The following is a 16690-nucleotide window of genomic DNA, read 5'->3' as shown; positions in this document are numbered from 1 at the left end:
GCGATGAGCACGCTCCACGGCAAGACGATCATCATCTCCGGCGGCAGCCGCGGCATCGGCGAGGCCATCGCGGTCCGCGCCGCCCGCGACGGGGCGAACATCGCGCTGCTGGCCAAGACCGCCGAGTCGCATCCGAAACTGCCGGGCACCGTCTACACCGCGGCCAAGGCGATCGAGGACGCCGGTGGGCAGGCGCTGCCGATCGTCGGCGACGTCCGGGACGACACGTCGGTCGAGGCCGCGATCGCGCGGACGGTCGAGCAGTTCGGCGGGATCGACACCGACTTCTCGAAGTACCGTGTCGGCGGGTCCGAGGAAGACCCGCAGCTCGATTTCTGGGTCGAAGACCGGCGATGATCCGCGAACCGCAGCAGGAGCGCAGCCGCACGACCCGGCGGCGGCTGGTCGAGGCCGCCGTCGAGACGATCGGCGAGCTGGGCTGGAACGGGACCACGGTCGCGATCATCGCCGAACGCGCCGGGGTCTCGCGTGGTGCCGCGCAGCACCACTTCCCGACCAGGGAGGACCTGGTCGCGGCCGCGGTCGAGCACGTCGGCGAGATCCAGATCGTGGAACTGCGCGCCCGCGCGGCGGAACTGCCGTCGGGGCGGTCGCGGATCGAGCGGGCCGTCGACATGGTGCTCAACCTCTACAGCGGGCCGATGTTCCGGGCCGCGCTCCACCTGTGGGTCGCCGCCTCGACCGATGAAGGGCTGCGCGCGACCCTGGTGCCGCTGGAAGCGCGAGTGGGCAGGGAAGCACATCGGGTGACGGTCGAACTCTTCGGTGTCGACGAGTCCCACCAGGGCGTTCGTGAGCTGGTCCAGGCCACTCTCGATCTTGCCCGCGGCCTGGGACTGGCGAATCTGCTGACCGATGACACGAAGCGCCGCAAGCAGATCGTCGCGCAGTGGGCCAGGGTCCTGGAGCCCACGCTGGCAGTGGCAAAAGCAAGAAGATCGAACGGAACGTAGAGATTCCCGGGAACGTCTGAGATCTTGTTAACACTGATGGAGCAGCGACCGATAACACGGTGTAAGTGCTGCCGATTCAGGTAGCTGATCGAGAGAGGTCAGTCCGGTGTCCGGTTCAGAGGTCGAGTTGTCCCATCGAGCCATGGCGATGCTGCGAGCGGTCGCGGCCCGCCGCGCCCAGATGTCGTGCAGCTGCGAGCCGGACCTCTTCATCGATGGGTTCGCCTGTTGTGACCAGATGACCGCGCACGCCCTCGCCCACGGTGGTTACATCCGCCCCGCCGAGTCCACCGGCCTCTCCGCCGTCACCGGCCGCGTGCCCGCTGAGCTGACCGAGGCAGGCGAGGCCGCGATCGCGGTCACCGCGGCTGCCTGACCCTTCACCGCACCGACTGTCCGGTGTGGACGAGATCCGTTTACAACCGCCTCCCGCGTTCCTAGGATCCACCCCTGGACGAGGCCGTCGCGCTGCGCGACGGACCGGGTTGGGAGGTGCCGATGGCACGCACGGCTCGCCGCCACGGCGGTGGGGACGCCCTGAGCGCACTGATGCGGGAGGCGGGTGCGGCACCCCGTCGCCGGGGACCGCGCGGGCCGAGGCACCGGGCGCCGAGCACCACCACTCCCGGCATCGGGAGGGTCCGGCGGATCTCCGCGCTTTCGGCGGGCGGTCTCGTCGTCGGCGGCCTGCTCGCCGTGCTGCTCACCCCGGCCGACTCGGCCGACCTCATCCCGGGAACGCCGCTCCCGCCACCGTCGCTGATGATTGCCCCGCAAGCGGTCGAGGTCCCGGACGACGCGGTGCCTTCCCCCGTCCCGTCGGGGCCGCCGGGGGGCAGTGTCGCGCCCCCGCCCCCGCTGACCGCGGCGATGCACGGCTCGGAGAGGCCGTCACCCACGCCGCCGCCGGTCACCACCCCGGAACGGCAGGATCCGCGCGCCGGTCACCACGACCACGAGTGGTACCACGACTGGTATCGAGGTGGCGGTCGCCTGCCGCACTGGGGCGGGTAGCGCCGCCCGGGTGATCGGCGGTATCGCTCACCGTCGAACAAGAAGCCAGCCGTTCTCCGGGAGCAACGCCGACCACCGGCGGGTCGCCGCCGAAGAGATCGTCGCCGTGGCCCAGCGCATCGTGGCGGTCACCGCTGTCGGCACGGTTCGGAGAACAGCCGGGCTGGTGGCCGAGCTGTCCCGGCATCGCCGATCGGCGCGACGCATTCGACGTACAAGAAGAATCACGACGACTTCGTCGCCGAATTCACCGGAACCCACGGTTTCCCCAAGGCGGAACTGTGGGAGGACGCCGCGATGATCGAGCACGTCACCGTCGCCGCCGATCCTTTCCATCGCCCCGGACCGGTGCGGAGGTGTCGCGAAAGCCACTTTCGGGACACCCGATGTCCCGAAAGTGGCTTTCGCGACAGCCTCCCGACGGGCCATGCCTACGAGACCGCTGAGCGGTAGTACGGTGAAGGCCTCCTTTTCTGCTTTGAGGCAGGCAAGGAGGCCTTCACGGGCTGACGCCGGTGGGGAACGGAAGTCAGCCGGTGTAACCCGCCACGATCTTCGTGTAGTCGTACTTGCCCTGTGCGATTCCCGCGCAGTTGTTGCAATCGCGGTTCACCGCCCAGAACGACAACCGGGCGAGATGTTTGCTCGCCGCGTAGTCGCGGATCGCGCGGAAATCGGCGACGCTGACCGTCTCGCCGGCCACGTCGGTCTTCCCGTTCATCGACGAAAGCCCACTGCGCCGGTAGGCCGCGTCGTCGCTCAGGCCGAAGGTGGATTTCACGACGTTCTTCAGCCCGTCGACGGCACTGCGGGTCTTGCCTGCCATGTCACCACCGCTGGAGAAATTGAACGGCATGACCGACCAAGCGTCGACGCCCGCGCCGAGTGCCTTCGACTGGTTGATCAGCCGCTTTCCGTGCGAGTTGGGGCCGCCGACATCGGTCGGGATGGTGATGACCACGCGCAGACCGGGATTCTTCTGCTTCGTGAGCTTGACGGCGTTCAGGATCCGGTCCTGGACGGTGTGGTTCTCGAATTCGTCGGTGTTCTCGATGTCGAGGTCGATCGCCTTGAGTTTGTAGGCGTCGATGACCTTCTGGTACGCGCCGGCGAGTGCCGCGGGGGTGCCGCATTTCGGGCCGAGCTTCGTACCGGACCAGCCGCCGAACGAAGGGATGACGTCGCCGCCCTTGGCCCGGATGTTGGCGATCATCGTGGCGTCGGAGCCGGTGAGGGAACGGTTGCCGTCCCATTTCGGGTTGCAGCCGCCGTCGGAGAGGATGAACGCGAGGGTGAAAGCCTTGACCCCGGTGGCGTTCATCGCGGCGATCGGGTCCGTCTGTCCCGACCACTGGTACAGGTAAGGCGAGGCGAGCACCGTGTCCGGGGCTGCCGAGGCGACGGGGGCGAGGCCGGCGGCCGTGGCGAGAGCGGCGCCGACGGTGGTGGCCAGTGTTGCCCAGCGTCGTAAGGATTTCATAGGTCCTCCAACTGGTACGCGCGCATCGCGGCGCGCAGGTGTGGAGCACCTCCGTCTTGACGCGGCGTATCAACCGGGAGGGTGCACTCGACTCACGGTGGACTAGACCATTGAAGGCTGTCAAGAATTCACCGGATTTACCGGCCGAAACGACCGACCTTAGTAGGGGGTCACTACCCGGAAAGCGGATCGACAGCTCCGCGGTTTCCGGCTAGTTTGCCGAAATGGTGGGGGACTCCCTGATGGCGACCGGAAGCCGCGGCCGAAGAGACCGGCTCGGCTCGCCGCGGCGGATACTGGGGGCCTGGAGCCTGTGGGAACTACCCAGGCGGGGCCTGATCGGGTACCTGCTCCTCGTCGACGCGGCCGCCTTGGCCGCCACCACCTACCTCTTCGTGTTACGGCCGCCCGCGTCGTCGTCGCTGCTCCCGTTTTCCGCCCTGCTGGCGGGAATGGTCGTCAGTTCGGAGCTTTCGCGGCCCGTCGAGCGGTCCCGCGCCGACACCCGGCTCGGCGCCGGACTGGACGCGGCCTGGATCTTCGCGGGCGCGCTGCTGTTGCCACCCGCGCTGGCCGCCGTGCTCGTCGTCGCTTCGGCGGGGTACCGCTGGTTCCGGATCCGGCGCGGAATCCCGCATCGCCAGGTGTTCGCGGCCTCCGCCACCATGTTGTCAGCACTCGGTGCTTCGCTCATTCCGCTGTTGCTGCACGCGCCCCCGTTCGCCGACGCGACAAGGGATTTCGAAAGTTTCGCGCTGGTTTTCGCGACCGGCCTGGTATTCCTGTCCGTCGACGCCGCCTTGGCCGCCCCCGCCGCCGAATTCGGGGCGGAGCCGTCGGGATTCGCCTTCGACGCGGCGATGGTCGCGTTCGGCCTGTTGCTCGCGTGGTCGGCGGTGGACTGGCCGCTCGTCACCGTGGTACTCGCCGGTGCGCTGGTGGTGCTGCACCGGGCGGGGACGATGCGCGCCCTGCGCGGCCACGCGGGCACGGACTCCGGCACCGGTCTGCTGACCGCTTCGTCCTGGTTGGACGGTGCCCGCACCCAATTCGACCTGCTTCGCGGGCGTGGCGCCGATCTTTCGCTGCTGATGCTCGATCTCGACCATTTCGCCCGGCTCAACGACCGGCACGGCAGGCACGTCGGAGACGACGTTCTCCGCGCTGTCGCGGACACTCTGCGCGCGGAGGTCCGCGCGGCGGACCTGGTCGGCCGGTTCGGCGGCGAGGAGTTCGTCGTCCTGCTGCCCGGTACGAGCCGGTTCGACGCGCACGCGATCGCCGAACGCATCCGGTTGCGGATTTCGTCGACGTTCGTCTCACTCGGTGGGACGTTCGCCGGGGCGACCGTGTCGATCGGGGTCTCGTCACATCCCGCCGGCGGAGAGACACTCGACAGGCTCGTCGGTGCGGCGGATCAGGCGTTGCGTGCGGCCAAGGGGGCCGGCCGCAACCGGACCTTCGTCTTCGAGGCCGACGAACCGCTCGGCTAGCGCCGAACTGGGTCGCGGCTCGCCCGATGAGGTCGAATGCCGACGTCAAGGTGGCGTCGGCGATCAACGGTACGGGATCGTCGGCGCATGACGTCCGACGTGCTGGTTCGCCCGACTCAACGAGGGCCTCTCTCCGCAGAATACGGCGGACATCGGCTGGTTTCTCTTCATGCCGGCGATCCCGTTGTCCGTCGGCTTCCTGGGAAGACAAGGCGGGGGCCTGACCCGCGAACGTTCGACTAGTTCTCGGTCGGGACCCCGATGTCCTCGAACCACAGTTCCGGATGGTCCTGGACGAACTCGGTCATCAGTGCGGTGCACGCCGGGTCGTCGAGAAGGGTGATCCCCACGCCGTTCTCCTCGAGCCAGCCGTGCCCGCCCTCGAACGTGGCGGCCTCGCCGATGATCACCCGGCCGATGCCGAACTGGCGCACCAGCCCGCTGCAATACCAGCAGGGGGAGAGGGTGGTGACCATGATCGTGTCGCGGTAGTGCGGCCGCCTGCCCGCGTTCCGGAAGGCGGTGGTCTCGGCGTGCATCGACGGGTCGCCGTCCTGGACCCGGCGGTTGTGCCCGCGGCCGAGCAGGACACCGGCGCTGTCGAACAACGCGGCGCCGATCGGGACCCCGCCCTCTGCCTTGCCGAGTTCGGCCTCTTCGCGGGCGACGGACAGCAGCTGCGCGGGATCGATCACCCGGCCACTTTACGGCTTCGTGAGTGAAGGGGACGGTGTTGCCCGACTTGCCACTCACGACCCACTCGGCCCACTTGGCACCGGCACCGCTTGAAGTACATGAAGGCCCCCTTGCTTGCGCCTAGGTACAGGAAGGGGACCTTCATGTACTTGGGGGATAGGGGTGAAGGTCGAGTGGCTTTCGCGACACGGCACCTGCTGCTCGCGAGCCCAATACGGACCGGACCTGTCCTCGATATCTGCCACACTCGTTCCCATGAAGCGAGCGAACCGATGACCACGGGTACGTCGGCACGGCTGCTGAGACTGCTGTCCCTGCTGCAAGCGCGGCGCGACTGGCCGGGCCCCGACCTGGCCGACCGGCTGCGGGTGGACGTGCGCACGGTCCGGCGTGACGTCGAGCGGTTGCGGGAGCTGGGTTACCCGGTGCACGCCACGCCGGGGGTCGCGGGCGGCTACCGGCTCGGCGCGGGGGCCGCGCTGCCGCCGCTGCTGCTGGACGACGACGAAGCCGTCGCGGTCGCCGTCGGACTCCGCACGGCCGCGAACGGGACGGTGTCGGGCATCGAGGAGACCTCGGTCCGCGCACTCGCGAAGCTGGAGCAGGTGCTGCCCGCCCGGCTGCGGCATCGGGTGACCGCGCTGAACTCCGCGATGATCCCGCTCGGTGGCGTCGTCCCGGTCGTCGACGCGGAAGCGCTGACGGTCATCGCGTCCGCGTGCCGCGACCATCAGCGGCTCCGGTTCGGGTATCGCGGCCACAAAGGTGACGTCACCGAGCGGTGCATCGAGCCACTGCGGATGGTGCACACCGGGCGCCGGTGGTACCTGGTCGCGTTCGATCTCGACCGCGAGGACTGGCGGACTTTCCGCGTCGACCGCATCGACGGTGTCCCGGCCACCAGTTTCCGCTTCACGCCGAGGGAACCGCCCGCCGAGGACCTCGCGGCCTACGTCTCCCGCGGGATCACTTCGTCGCCGTATTCGCACCAGATGGTGTTGCGGGTGAACACCTCGGCGGCCGCGCTCGCCGAACACGTGTCCCCGACCGTCGGGACGATCGAGGCGATCGACGAGCACACCTGCCGGGTCAGGGTCGGCTCCAACGACCTTTCCGTGATGCCGTACTACCTCGCCCACTGGGACGTCGACTTCGTCGTGGAGGAGGCGCCGGACGAGGTCAAGGAGCGGCTACGGCTGGTCGCCGACCGTTTCGCGCGCGCGGTCGTTTGAGTCCGAAGTGGACTTCGCGGCTCGCTTGGCCAAGAGAGCGATCGAGCCGAGTGAGATCAGCGCCAGCACGATGATGTAGAGCGAGACCGACATCGAGGTCCCGGTGGATTCCAGCAGCAGCACCATGATGAACGGTGCGAGCCCGCCGCCGACGACCGCGCTGATCTGGTAGCCGAGCGAGGCGCCGGTGTAGCGCATCTCGGCGGTGAACAGTTCGGCGAACAGCGCCGCCTGCGGGCCGTACATGATGCCGAGGAACAGCGACCCGACGAACGAGGCGACCACGAACAGCGGCAGCGAAGCCGTGTCGATCAGCAGGAACATCGGGATCGCCCAGAGCGCGACACCCGCCGCGCCGAAGGTGTAGATCTTGAGCCTGCCGATGCGGTCGGACAGTTTCGCCGACAGTGGGATGATCGCCAGCTGCACCGTGCTGATCAGCAGGGTCGCGACGAGCACGGTGGTGCGCGACATCCCCAGATGGCGGGTGGCGTAGTCGAGGACGCCGTTGAGCAAAATGTAGAAGGTGGCGGTGTTGACCATGAACGAACCGCCCGCCAGCAGCACGGTGCCCTTGTGGTCGCGCAGGACGTCGCGCAGCGGCGACTGGGCGCGGCCGCGCTGCTCGGCGGTGAGTTTCGCCTCGGCACGGCGGTATTCCGGGGTCTCGTCGATCTTGACGTGCAGGTACCAGGCCAGCCCGAGCACGAGAACGCCGACCAGGAACGGAATGCGCCACGCCCAGGTGAGGAAATCCGACGGCGGGGCGACCCGCGCGGCGATCAGGAACACCGTGTTCGCCAGCACCACGCCGATCGGGACGCCGAGCTGGACCAGGCTGCCGTAGAGGCCGCGTTTGCCGGGCGGCGCGTACTCGGTGGCGAGCAACATCGCGCCGCCCCACTGCGCGCCGACCGCGACCCCCTGCACGAGCCGCAGCAGCACCAGGAGGATCGGCGCGGCGATGCCGATCGTGTCGTAGGTCGGGAGCAGTCCGATCAGCGTGGTCGCCGTGCCCATCAGCGCGATCGCCAGTACCAGCACGGGCTTCCGGCCGCGTTTGTCGCCGAGGCTTCCCGCGATGATCCCGCCGAGCGGCCGGGCGAGGAAGCCGACCGCGAAGGTCGCGAACGAGGCGAGGACACCGGCCGCCGCGTTGGTGGTGGGGAAGAAGATCTTCCCGAAGACCAGGGCGGCCGCGATTCCGAAGACGAAATAGTCGAACCACTCGGCGGTGGAGGCGAGCGCCGCGGCGGTCGCGGCCCGCCTGCGCTGGGAGACGGTGATCGTGGGTTCCGGGGCGTGCTGTGCGCTGTCGGCCATCGGTGTGCCCTTCGCTCGGCGCTGCGGGTCCGGGCAAGTTAACAACCGCTTAGTATGTGGTCAACGTCTCAACGGGTATTTCTCGATACCGACCGGTTGGTATGTCACTCTGGTGGCGGTATCGCCGACGGAGGCCGACTTCAGTGCCGGTCAGGAGAGTTTCGTGCCGAGCATGCGGAGCACCAGCTCGCTGTACTCCTGGCCCAGCTTCTTCGGGGTCTGGCGGGCGCGGTCGCTGTACCAGCGGGAGACGTCGACGCCGAGCGAAAGCACGGCGCGGGCGGCGGTGTGCGGGTCGCCGACGGTGAACACCCCGGCCGCCGAGCCTTCGGTGATGACCTCGCGCACGATCTGCTCGATGCGGCGGCGCAGCTTCGCGACGATCTCGAACTCCTCGTCCGGGAGCGCGTGCAGTTCGTACTGCACGACGCGCGCCACGGTGTGCCGCCGGGCGTGCCAGGCCACGAAGTCCTCGACCAGCAGCCGGATCCGCTCGACCGGGTCGGTCTCCCGCGCGACGACGCTCTCGACGAGTGAGAGGGTCTGCTCGTGGCCGTACTTGGAGATCGCGAACAGCAGTGCGGCCTTGGACGGGAAGTGCACGTACAGCGCCGCGGGGCTCATCCCCGCCGCCGAGGCGATGTCCCGGGTGGTGGTCGCGTGATAGCCACGCCGCGCGAAGGATTCGACTCCGGCCAGCATCAGCCGCCGTGCCGTCTCCGGCTGGACGTCGGGCCACAGTTCGGCCGACAGCGACATGGTCATCCGCAGATCCTCCCAGAGCCTCGTACCGGATGGTGGGCTTGACACCGCCTCCGGACCTTTCCATTGTAAGTGAGCGCTCGCTTAGTGATTGCGCTCGCTGGTGAACACAGAGGAGATCGACAGAGTGAACTCGTTCAAAGATCGCGTCGCGATCGTCACCGGCGCGAGCCGGGGTATCGGCTTCGGGATCGCCAAGAACCTGGTCGAGCGCGGCGCGAAGGTGTGCATCACCGCCCGTAAGCCGGAGCCGCTGGCCGAGGCCGTCGCCGAACTGGGCGGCGATGCGGTCGCGATCGCCGTCCCCGGCAAGGCCGACGACACCGCGCATCAGGACGAGGCGGTCGCCAAGACCATCGAGACCTTCGGCAGGCTGGACATGCTGGTCAACAACACCGGCATCAACCCGGTCTTCGGGCCGACGCTGGACATCGAGCCCGAAGCCGCCGCGAAGATCCTCGCTGTCAACGTGCTCGCGCCGCTTTCGTGGACCCGCCGGGCGCGGGACGCGTGGATGGGCGAGCACGGCGGTGCGGTGGTGAACGTCGCGTCCATCGCCGGGCTCGGCGCGTCGCCCGGGATCGGCATGTACGGCGTCAGCAAGGCCGCGCTGATCCGGCTCACCAAGGAACTCGGCTTCGAGCTGGGCCCGAAGATCCGCGTGAACGCCGTCGCGCCGGCCGTGGTCAAGACCAAGTTCGCGACCGCGCTGTACGAAGGCCGCGAGGAAGAGGTCTCGGCGTCATACCCGATGAAGCGCCTCGGCGTGCCTGCCGACATCGCTAGCGCCGTGTCGTTCCTGCTCTCGGAGGAGTCGGGCTGGATCACCGGGCAGACGATCGTCCTCGACGGCGGCGTGACGCTGGCAGGTGGCCTGTGACCGCGTCGTTCACCGGATCCGGTGTCGTCATCACCGGCGGAGGCGCCGGTATCGGCGCCGCCCTCGCCCGCCGGTTCGCCGCCGAGGGCGCCAAGGTCGTCGTCGGCGACCTGAACGGGGACGCCGCCGCCGAGGTCGCGCGGGAGATCGGCGGAACGGCCGTCGCCGGTGACGCCGCCAGTGAGGCGGGTGTCGCGTCGCTGATCGAGGCCGCACGCGAAACCCTCGGTGAGATCGACGTTTTCTGCGCCAACGCCGGGATCGCGCCGATGGGCGGCGTCGACGCGCCCGAGGAGGACTGGGCGCGGATCTGGGACGTCAACGTGATGGCGCACGTGCGCGCGTCGCGGCTGTTGCTGCCGCCGTGGCTCGAACGCGGCCGCGGGCACTTCATTTCGACGGTGTCGGCGGCGGGACTGCTGACCACCCTCGGCTCGGCGTCGTACTCGGTGACCAAACACGGCGCGCTCGCCTTCGCCGAATGGCTGTCGGCGACCTACCGGCATCGCGGGCTCACGGTGCAGGCGATCTGCCCGCAAGGGGTGCGGACGGCGATGTTGGAGAGCACCGGCGCCGCGGGCGAACTGCTCATGGGCGCGTCGGCGATCCAGCCGGAGCAGGTCGCGGACGCGTTGTTCGAGGCCATCGAGGCCGGACGTTTCCTGGTGCTGCCGCACCCCGAGGTCGCGGACTACTACGCCGCGCGGGCCGCCCAGCCCGACCGCTGGCTCGACAAGATGAACAAACTCCAGCGCAAGGTGGAGCAACTCCCCGGTGAGTGATTTGCGGGGCCGCGCACGGTTTCGCCGTGCGCGGCTCTTCCGCGGTCAGACGACTTCGTCCAGCTTTCCGGTGGCCACGTCGAACACGAAGCCGCGGACGGAATCCTTCTCGGGGATGAACGGGCTGTTCTTGATGCGCGCGATCGACTGACGGACGTCCGCGTCGAGGTCGCTGAAGGCTTCGGCGGCCCAGGTCGGCTTGACGCCGACCTCCTCCTGGATGGATTGCTTGAAGCCGTCGTCGGTGAAGGTCAGCATTCCGCAGTCGGTGTGGTGGATGAGGATGATCTCCCGCGTGCCGAGCAGGCGCTGGCTGATCGCGAGGGAGCGGATCTCGTCCTCGGTGACGACGCCGCCCGCGTTGCGGATGACGTGGGCTTCGCCTTCCTGGAGGCCGAGGACGCCGTAGACGTTGATACGGGCGTCCATACAGGCGAGTACGGCGACGTGCTTGGCTGGCGGCAGGGGGAGTGGTCCGGAGAAACGTGCCGCGTAATCCGCGTTGTTGGTCAGGAGTTCGTCGGTGACCGACATGGTGATCCCTTCCGATCGGCGTGGGCGACGAGTGGACCGTTCGCCCGCGCGCGGGCGCAACCGTGCCCAGGAGCTGGGATCGGAATGGGCTGATCAGGTGGTCGACCAAGCCGGTGGGCCCGGCGTTTCGAACGGGCGCGGGTGAGGGTTCCCAGCTGGTACCGAAGACCTGCGACCCCCGGTACCGATGAGTCCGTGGCACGTGCTTTCGCGCAAGGTGTTGATCTTCGCCGGGAGATCGGCCACTGTGGGTGTGGGGTCTTGCTCGCGGTAAGGAAAACTCAATGAGCAAACGCTTCGTGCTTCGTGGCGCCGTTCTCGCCGTCACCCTCGCGGGTTCGGTGCTCACCGCGGGATCGGCGATGGCGAGCACGGCGGAACCGTGTGCCGCCGAGGCGTCGGGTGACGTCGCGGCGGCTTCGTGTACGCCGTACCGCAAGCAGAGTGAGGGCTGGAGCAGCAAGACCGCCTGCAACCGCGCCGGCAACGAGGGCGCGCAGGCGATGCGCTGGACCGGCTGGAACTGCAACCAGGCGCTGCGCGGCTGGGAGCTGTGGGTGCGCACGTGCACCGCGCTGGCCGCCGAGAACGACGCGGTGACCACGCGCGAAACCGTCTGATCCGCGCGGGGTCGCCCCGGGTGCGAAACGCCCGGGGCGGCCCCGTCTCTCTTTGAGGTCCGCAGTAGACAGTCTGATCGGTTCCGGCCAAGCGAACGCTTTGGCGGGGAATCGGGATTTGCCGATCGACGGAGCCCGGTGGACCGTCACCCAACCGTATGAACCGGGCGGTCAAGACCGTGCTCAGTGCTCGATGAAGTGCCCAGTGGCCGGTAATTCGCGCCGGTCCGGGCTGCGACAAACCGGCCGGTATGCTGAGTGTCCGCACGAGAAGGAGCCGGAATGACACGAGCGACCACCCGCAAGGCGGGGACGGCCGAGGCGAGCGGGGACGACCAGGCCGCCGTGCCGCGCCGTCTGCTGTCGCACGCCACGAAGCTCTTCGCCAAGAAGGGTTTCGACCGCACCTCCGTGCAGGAGATCGTCGAAGCGGCCGGGGTCACCAAGGGCGCGATGTATCACTATTTCGGCTCCAAGGACGACCTCCTTTACGAGATCTACGCCCGCGTGCTGCGCGCGCAGACCGAGCAACTGGAAAAGGTGGCCTCGAGCGAGGCGCCACTGCGGGAGAGGCTGCGTTCCGCCGGCTCCGACGTCGTCGTCAGCACGATCGACAACCTCGACGACAACACGATCTTCATGCAGTCCATGCACCAGCTCGGCGTGGAGAAGCAGAAGGCCGTCCGCGCGGAACGCCGCAAGTACCACGAGCGGTTCCGTACGCTGATCGAAGAAGGCCAGGAGTCCGGCGAATTCCGCGCGGACAAACCGGCCGACGTGATCGTCGACTTCTTCTTCGGTTCGGTGCACCACCTCGGTTCCTGGTACCGGCGTGGCGGCGCGCTCTCGGCCCGCCAGATCGGTGACCACTTCGCCGATCTCCTGCTGGCCGCGCTGCGACCCGAATAAGTTCAGCCTGGTGGCGCGGGCACGAGCCGTTCCGCGAACCATTCGCTGCGGCGTTCGAGCACCGTTCCCACGTCCCACCCGGCGGTGAAGGCGAGCAGTCCTGTCGCCACTTCGTCGGCGGCGTCGGCGGGCCAGCCCTGTGCGGCCAGACTCGACCACAACGCTTCGGCGTAGTCGAAGTAGGTGAAGTCGGGTAGCTCCGCGACGAGTGCCGTCGTCGTCCCACGGTGCGAGTTCAGCCCGGCGAAGGATCGGCTGCATCCGCATTCGGAATCGGGTGAGTCTTCGCCGTCGTCGCAGCACGGGGCGATCCAGATCAGTTCGCCCTCGATGCAGTGGTTGAAGTCGTTCTCTCGCGCACCCTGGGTCTTCGAGGTGGCCACGAGCAGTTTCATGATGACTCCCTGTTCGATCAACTGTTCGAACAGGTATACCGGCGGGGTCCGACACTTTCCGGGGCGGACCCCGCCGGGAGGATCAGGCGGGCAGGCCGATCAGTGGCGCGAGGGCCGCGCGATGCCGTCCAGGAGTGCCTAAAGCGATCTCGTCGCTCTTCGCGCGCTTCAGGTACAGGTGGGCGGGGTGCTCCCAGGTCATGCCGATCCCGCCGTGCAGCTGGATCGCTTCTTCGGCGGCATGGACGGCGATGGGGGAGTTGCGGGCCTGCGCCACCGCGACGGCGATCGCGATGTCGTCACCGGAAGCCAGGCAGTCGGCGGCGTAGCGCGCGGTCGCCCTGGCGTTGACCAGATCCGTGTACAGGTTCGCCAGCCGGTGCTTCAGTGACTGGAACGAGCCGACCTGACGGCCGAACTGGTAGCGCTCCTTGAGATAGCGCACCGTTTCGGCCAGCGCCCATTCGGCGATCCCGAGTTGTTCCGAAGCGAGCAGTCCCGCCGCGGTCGTGAGTGCCGTGTCCAACGCGGTCGCCGCCGCCGAGGAGTCGGCGACGCGCTTCGCCGCCGCGTTCTCCAAGGTGACGTCGGCGATGCGCCGGGTCAGGTCCAGCGAGATCGCCTCGATGACCGTCACTCCCGCTGAAGCCGTGTCGACGGTGTAGAGGCCGGGGCCGTCGGGCCCTACCGCCGGAACGACGAGCAGTTTCGCCACCGAAGCGTCGACGACGCTGCGGATCTGGCCGCTGAGCGTGCCGTCCGCGGCCACGCTGACCGCCGAGGGGAACTCGGCGCCGGGACCGGTCGACAGCGGGACGGCCAGCGCGCCGACGAGCGTGCCCGAGGCCAGTTTCCCGAGCCTTTCCGCCACTTCCGCTTGCGACGTGTCGGTCGCCAGCAGGGCCGACGTCGCCAGGACAGCGCTGCCGAGATAGGGGACGGGGGCGACGCTGCGCCCGAGTTCCTCCATCACGACGGCGACTTCCCGCGCCGAAGCGCCGTGCCCGCCCAGCGCCTCCGGCACGGCGAGGCCCGCCGCGCCGAGGTCGGCGGCGAGCGTGCGCCACAACTTCAGGTCGTACGGTTCCGCCGTCTCGGTCCTGGCGATCAGCGCGGCCGGTTCCGCCCGGTCCTTGAGCAGGTCGCGGACGCTGGCGCGAAGGTCCTCTTCGACCTCGGAGTACAGCAGGTCGCTCATCGGGGCAGGTCCTTCCAGGCGACGTCCTTGTCGATCCGCGGCTCGGACGGCAGTCCCAGTACGCGTTCGGCGATGATGTTGCGCAGGACCTCCGAGGTGCCGCCCTCGATCGAGTTGCCCTTCGCGCGCAGATAGCGGTAGCCGGCTTCGCGGCCGAGGAAGTTCACGCCGTCGGGACGCCGCATCGTCCAGTCGTCGTAACGCAGGCCTTCCTCACCGAGTAGTTCGATCTCCAGCCCGGACGCGGCCTGGTTCAGTTCGGAGAACGCGACCTTGACCGCCGAGCCCTCCGGCCCGGGCGCGCCCGCGGCGAGCTGCTGTCGCAGCCGCGAACTCACCAGGCGCAGGCTTTCGCCCTCCACCCACAGTTTCAGCAGCCGGTCGTGCAGTTCCGACGTCCGCAGGTCCGGGCGCTCGCGCCAGGTTTCCGCGACGACGCCGACCATGCCGCCGTCACGCGGGAACTCGGCCCCGCCGATGGCGACACGCTCGTTCATCAGCGTGGTCTGGGCGACCTTCCAGCCCTCGCCGACCGCGCCGAGGCGGTGCGCGTCGGGGATGCGGACCTCGCTGAGGAAAACCTCGTTGAACTCGGCCTCACCGGTGATCTGGCGCAGCGGCCGGACCTCCACGCCCGGCGCGGTCATGTCGCAGACGAAGTACGTCATGCCGCGGTGCTTCGGCACGTCGGGATCGGTGCGGGTGACCAGGATGGCCCATTGCGACTTGTGCGCGCCCGAAGTCCACACCTTCTGCCCGGTGACCACCCAGTCGTCGCCGTCGCGTACCGCGCGGGTGCCCAGCGCGGCCAGGTCGGAGCCGGCGCCCGGCTCGCTGAACAGCTGGCACCACACCTCGCGTTCGGTCCACAGTGGACGTAGGAAGCGCCGGTGCTGGTCCGGGGTGCCGAAGGCGAGGATGGTCGGCGCTGCCATGCCGAGGCCGATGCCGATCCGCCGCTTGTCGTTGTCCGGCGCGCCCGCCGCCGCGAGTTCCTTGTCCACGACGGACTGCAGTGAGCGCGGCGCGTTCAGGCCGCCAAGGCCTTCGGGGAAGTGGACCCACGCCAGCCCGGCGTCGAACCGCGCGTCGAGGAAGTCCTGGCGTGGCGTGCTTTCCGGCGGATACGCGGCCAGCAGATCGGCCACCCGCCGCTGGAGATCGTCCACAGTGGTCACTTCTTCACCTCTTCGCGGTACTTCTTCAGTTCACGGTGCGCCAGCGAGCGTTTGTGCACTTCGTCCGGGCCGTCGGCCAGCCGCAGCGTCCGGACCTGCGCCCACATCTCGGCGACCGGGAAGTCCTGGCTGACCCCGCCCGCGCCGTGCACCTGCACGGCCTTGTCCAGGATCCACTCGACGGTGATCGGCGTCGAGATCTTGATCGACTGGATCTCGGTGTGCGCGCCCTGGTTGCCGACGGTGTCCATCAGCCACGCGGTCTTGAGTACCAGCAACCGCTGCTGCTCGATCTTGACCCGCGCCTCGGCGATCCAGTCCTGCACCACGCCCTGTTCGGCGATCGGCTTGCCGAAGGTCTCGCGCGAAAGCGCCCGGCGGCACATCAGTTCCAGCGCGCGTTCGGCCATCCCGATGGCGCGCATGCAGTGGTGGATCCGGCCCGGTCCGAGACGGGCCTGCGCGACGGCGAACCCGTCGCCCTCGCCCGCGATCAGGTTCTCCGCCGGAACGCGGACGTCCTCGAAGATCACTTCGGCGTGGCCGCCGTGGTCGCCGTCGGTGTAGCCGAACACGCGCATGCCGCGTTTCACGGTCATACCGGGGGTGTCGCGGGGGACCAGGATCATGCTCTGCTGTTTGTGCGCGGGCGCGTCCGGATCGGTTTTGCCCATCACGATGAAGATCCTGCAGTTCGGGTTCATCGCGCCGGAGATGTACCACTTCCGGCCGTTGATGACGTATTCGTCGCCGTCGCGGCGGATGCCGGTGGCGATGTTGCGGGCGTCGGAGGAAGCGACGTCGGGCTCGGTCATCGCGAACGCGGACCGGATCTCGCCGTCCAGCAACGGCTGGAGCCACTGCTTCTTCTGCTGCTCGGTGCCGAACATGGTGAGGACTTCCATGTTGCCGGTGTCCGGCGCCGCGCAGTTCAGCGCGGTCGGCGCGAGCCGCAGGCTGCGGCCGGTGATCTCCGCCAACGGCGCGTATTGCAGGTTCGTCAGCCCGGCACCGTGGTCGCCGGGGAGGAAGAAGTTCCACAGCCCGCGTTCGCGTGCCGCTGCCTTGAGTTCTTCGACGATCGGCGGCTGCGACCATTCACTGTCGCGCTCGGCCAGTTGCTCCTCGAAGACGGCCTCGGCCGGGTAGATGTGCGAATCCATGAACTCGAGGAGTTTCCCCCGCAGTTCCTCGGTTTTCGCGTCGAAGGCGAAGTCCAT

At 68.6% G+C, this 16690-nt stretch carries 18 protein-coding genes and 1 pseudogene; 10 read left to right on the top strand and 9 right to left on the bottom strand.

Annotation, left to right across the window (positions count from 1 at the left end):
* Positions 1-3: 3 nt before the first annotated feature.
* From BS329_RS32400 to BS329_RS32385, 4 genes and pseudogenes are all read left to right on the top strand, one after another.
* Positions 4-279, top strand: a pseudogene (locus BS329_RS32400) (SDR family NAD(P)-dependent oxidoreductase); the annotation flags it as partial.
* Positions 280-353: 74 nt separating this feature from the next.
* The gene (locus BS329_RS32395; RefSeq protein ID WP_076165633.1) at positions 354-974 is read left to right on the top strand and encodes a TetR/AcrR family transcriptional regulator; all 621 of its coding nucleotides are present in this window, start codon (positions 354-356) and stop codon (positions 972-974) included.
* 106 nt (positions 975-1080) lie between these two features.
* Entirely contained in the window at positions 1081-1350 is a 270-nt protein-coding gene (locus BS329_RS32390; protein WP_101606846.1) for a hypothetical protein, read from the top strand.
* Between the two features lie 122 nt (positions 1351-1472).
* Complete coding sequence (locus tag BS329_RS32385) at positions 1473-1988, top strand: hypothetical protein (RefSeq protein ID WP_244197383.1); 516 nt, start codon at positions 1473-1475, stop codon at positions 1986-1988.
* A 529-nt stretch (positions 1989-2517) separates the two neighbouring features.
* On the opposite strand, the gene BS329_RS32380 is transcribed toward BS329_RS32385, so the two are convergent.
* Positions 2518-3468 (bottom strand): chitinase, encoded by a 951-nt coding sequence (locus BS329_RS32380; protein ID WP_076165630.1) that lies wholly within the window; start codon positions 3466-3468, stop codon positions 2518-2520.
* 224 nt (positions 3469-3692) lie between these two features.
* On the opposite strand from BS329_RS32380, the gene BS329_RS32375 reads away from it, so the two are divergent.
* Positions 3693-4961: a GGDEF domain-containing protein gene (locus BS329_RS32375; protein ID WP_084750470.1), complete on the top strand. Its 1269-nt coding sequence runs from the start codon at positions 3693-3695 to the stop codon at positions 4959-4961.
* A 239-nt stretch (positions 4962-5200) separates the two neighbouring features.
* On the opposite strand, the gene BS329_RS32370 is transcribed toward BS329_RS32375, so the two are convergent.
* Entirely contained in the window at positions 5201-5656 is a 456-nt protein-coding gene (locus tag BS329_RS32370; protein WP_076165627.1) for a nucleoside deaminase, read from the bottom strand.
* Positions 5657-5929: 273 nt separating this feature from the next.
* On the opposite strand from BS329_RS32370, the gene BS329_RS32365 reads away from it, so the two are divergent.
* Complete coding sequence (locus tag BS329_RS32365; protein ID WP_076165624.1) at positions 5930-6889, top strand: helix-turn-helix transcriptional regulator; 960 nt, start codon at positions 5930-5932, stop codon at positions 6887-6889.
* Here BS329_RS32365 and BS329_RS32360 read toward each other — a convergent pair.
* Positions 6848-8212: an MFS transporter gene (locus BS329_RS32360; protein ID WP_076165621.1), complete on the bottom strand. Its 1365-nt coding sequence runs from the start codon at positions 8210-8212 to the stop codon at positions 6848-6850. The genes BS329_RS32365 and BS329_RS32360 overlap by 42 nt on opposite strands.
* A 150-nt stretch (positions 8213-8362) precedes the next feature.
* On the bottom strand, positions 8363-8977 hold the full coding sequence (locus tag BS329_RS32355; protein ID WP_076165617.1) for a TetR/AcrR family transcriptional regulator: 615 nt from the start codon (positions 8975-8977) through the stop codon (positions 8363-8365).
* Between the two features lie 124 nt (positions 8978-9101).
* Here BS329_RS32355 and BS329_RS32350 point away from each other — a divergent pair, with 124 nt between their 5' ends.
* Both BS329_RS32350 and BS329_RS32345 read left to right on the top strand, forming a co-directional pair.
* Complete coding sequence (locus tag BS329_RS32350) at positions 9102-9854, top strand: SDR family oxidoreductase (protein ID WP_076165614.1); 753 nt, start codon at positions 9102-9104, stop codon at positions 9852-9854.
* Positions 9851-10636, top strand: a complete 786-nt coding sequence (locus BS329_RS32345; protein WP_076165611.1) for an SDR family oxidoreductase — start codon at positions 9851-9853, stop codon at positions 10634-10636. Before BS329_RS32350 ends, BS329_RS32345 begins: the two co-directional genes overlap by 4 nt.
* 45 nt (positions 10637-10681) lie before the next feature.
* On the opposite strand, the gene BS329_RS32340 is transcribed toward BS329_RS32345, so the two are convergent.
* The gene (locus BS329_RS32340) at positions 10682-11170 is read right to left on the bottom strand and encodes a beta-class carbonic anhydrase (protein WP_076165609.1); all 489 of its coding nucleotides are present in this window, start codon (positions 11168-11170) and stop codon (positions 10682-10684) included.
* Between the two features lie 284 nt (positions 11171-11454).
* On the opposite strand from BS329_RS32340, the gene BS329_RS32335 reads away from it, so the two are divergent.
* The gene (locus BS329_RS32335) at positions 11455-11790 is read left to right on the top strand and encodes a hypothetical protein (RefSeq protein ID WP_076165607.1); all 336 of its coding nucleotides are present in this window, start codon (positions 11455-11457) and stop codon (positions 11788-11790) included.
* Between the two features lie 282 nt (positions 11791-12072).
* Positions 12073-12699 (top strand): TetR/AcrR family transcriptional regulator, encoded by a 627-nt coding sequence (locus BS329_RS32330; RefSeq protein WP_076165605.1) that lies wholly within the window; start codon positions 12073-12075, stop codon positions 12697-12699.
* 2 nt (positions 12700-12701) lie between these two features.
* On the opposite strand, the gene BS329_RS32325 is transcribed toward BS329_RS32330, so the two are convergent.
* From BS329_RS32325 to BS329_RS32310, 4 genes are all read right to left on the bottom strand, one after another.
* Positions 12702-13094 carry a DUF7715 family protein gene (locus BS329_RS32325; RefSeq protein WP_084750476.1) on the bottom strand — a complete coding sequence of 131 codons (393 nt, stop codon included), beginning with the start codon at positions 13092-13094 and terminating at the stop codon, positions 12702-12704.
* Positions 13095-13176: 82 nt separating this feature from the next.
* Positions 13177-14292 carry an acyl-CoA dehydrogenase family protein gene (locus tag BS329_RS32320; RefSeq protein ID WP_076165603.1) on the bottom strand — a complete coding sequence of 372 codons (1116 nt, stop codon included), beginning with the start codon at positions 14290-14292 and terminating at the stop codon, positions 13177-13179.
* Positions 14289-15470: an acyl-CoA dehydrogenase family protein gene (locus BS329_RS32315; protein ID WP_076165601.1), complete on the bottom strand. Its 1182-nt coding sequence runs from the start codon at positions 15468-15470 to the stop codon at positions 14289-14291. Before BS329_RS32315 ends, BS329_RS32320 begins: the two co-directional genes overlap by 4 nt.
* Positions 15467-16690 (bottom strand): acyl-CoA dehydrogenase family protein, encoded by a 1224-nt coding sequence (locus BS329_RS32310; RefSeq protein WP_076165599.1) that lies wholly within the window; start codon positions 16688-16690, stop codon positions 15467-15469. Before BS329_RS32310 ends, BS329_RS32315 begins: the two co-directional genes overlap by 4 nt.

Source organism: Amycolatopsis coloradensis (assembly GCF_001953865.1).
Lineage (GTDB): Bacteria > Actinomycetota > Actinomycetes > Mycobacteriales > Pseudonocardiaceae > Amycolatopsis > Amycolatopsis coloradensis.
Note: the sequence above shows the minus strand (reverse complement) of the source record. Positions and strands in the feature narration are given on the sequence as shown.

Bases quoted from the DNA above. Each gene is read 5' to 3' on its own strand.
- BS329_RS32330 (WP_076165605.1), top strand. From the start codon at position 12,073: ATGACACGAGCGACCACCCGCAAGGCGGGGACGGCCGAGGCGAGCGGG.
- BS329_RS32395 (WP_076165633.1), top strand. From the start codon at position 354: ATGATCCGCGAACCGCAGCAGGAGCGCAGCCGCACGACCCGGCGGCGG.
- BS329_RS32335 (WP_076165607.1), top strand. From the start codon at position 11,455: ATGAGCAAACGCTTCGTGCTTCGTGGCGCCGTTCTCGCCGTCACCCTC.
- BS329_RS32325 (WP_084750476.1), bottom strand. From the start codon at position 13,094: ATGAAACTGCTCGTGGCCACCTCGAAGACCCAGGGTGCGCGAGAGAAC.
- BS329_RS32355 (WP_076165617.1), bottom strand. From the start codon at position 8,977: ATGACCATGTCGCTGTCGGCCGAACTGTGGCCCGACGTCCAGCCGGAG.
- BS329_RS32380 (WP_076165630.1), bottom strand. From the start codon at position 3,468: ATGAAATCCTTACGACGCTGGGCAACACTGGCCACCACCGTCGGCGCC.
- BS329_RS32320 (WP_076165603.1), bottom strand. From the start codon at position 14,292: ATGAGCGACCTGCTGTACTCCGAGGTCGAAGAGGACCTTCGCGCCAGC.
- BS329_RS32365 (WP_076165624.1), top strand. From the start codon at position 5,930: ATGACCACGGGTACGTCGGCACGGCTGCTGAGACTGCTGTCCCTGCTG.
- BS329_RS32375 (WP_084750470.1), top strand. From the start codon at position 3,693: ATGGTGGGGGACTCCCTGATGGCGACCGGAAGCCGCGGCCGAAGAGAC.
- BS329_RS32385 (WP_244197383.1), top strand. From the start codon at position 1,473: ATGGCACGCACGGCTCGCCGCCACGGCGGTGGGGACGCCCTGAGCGCA.
- BS329_RS32340 (WP_076165609.1), bottom strand. From the start codon at position 11,170: ATGTCGGTCACCGACGAACTCCTGACCAACAACGCGGATTACGCGGCA.
- BS329_RS32310 (WP_076165599.1), bottom strand. From the start codon at position 16,690: ATGGACTTCGCCTTCGACGCGAAAACCGAGGAACTGCGGGGGAAACTC.
- BS329_RS32360 (WP_076165621.1), bottom strand. From the start codon at position 8,212: ATGGCCGACAGCGCACAGCACGCCCCGGAACCCACGATCACCGTCTCC.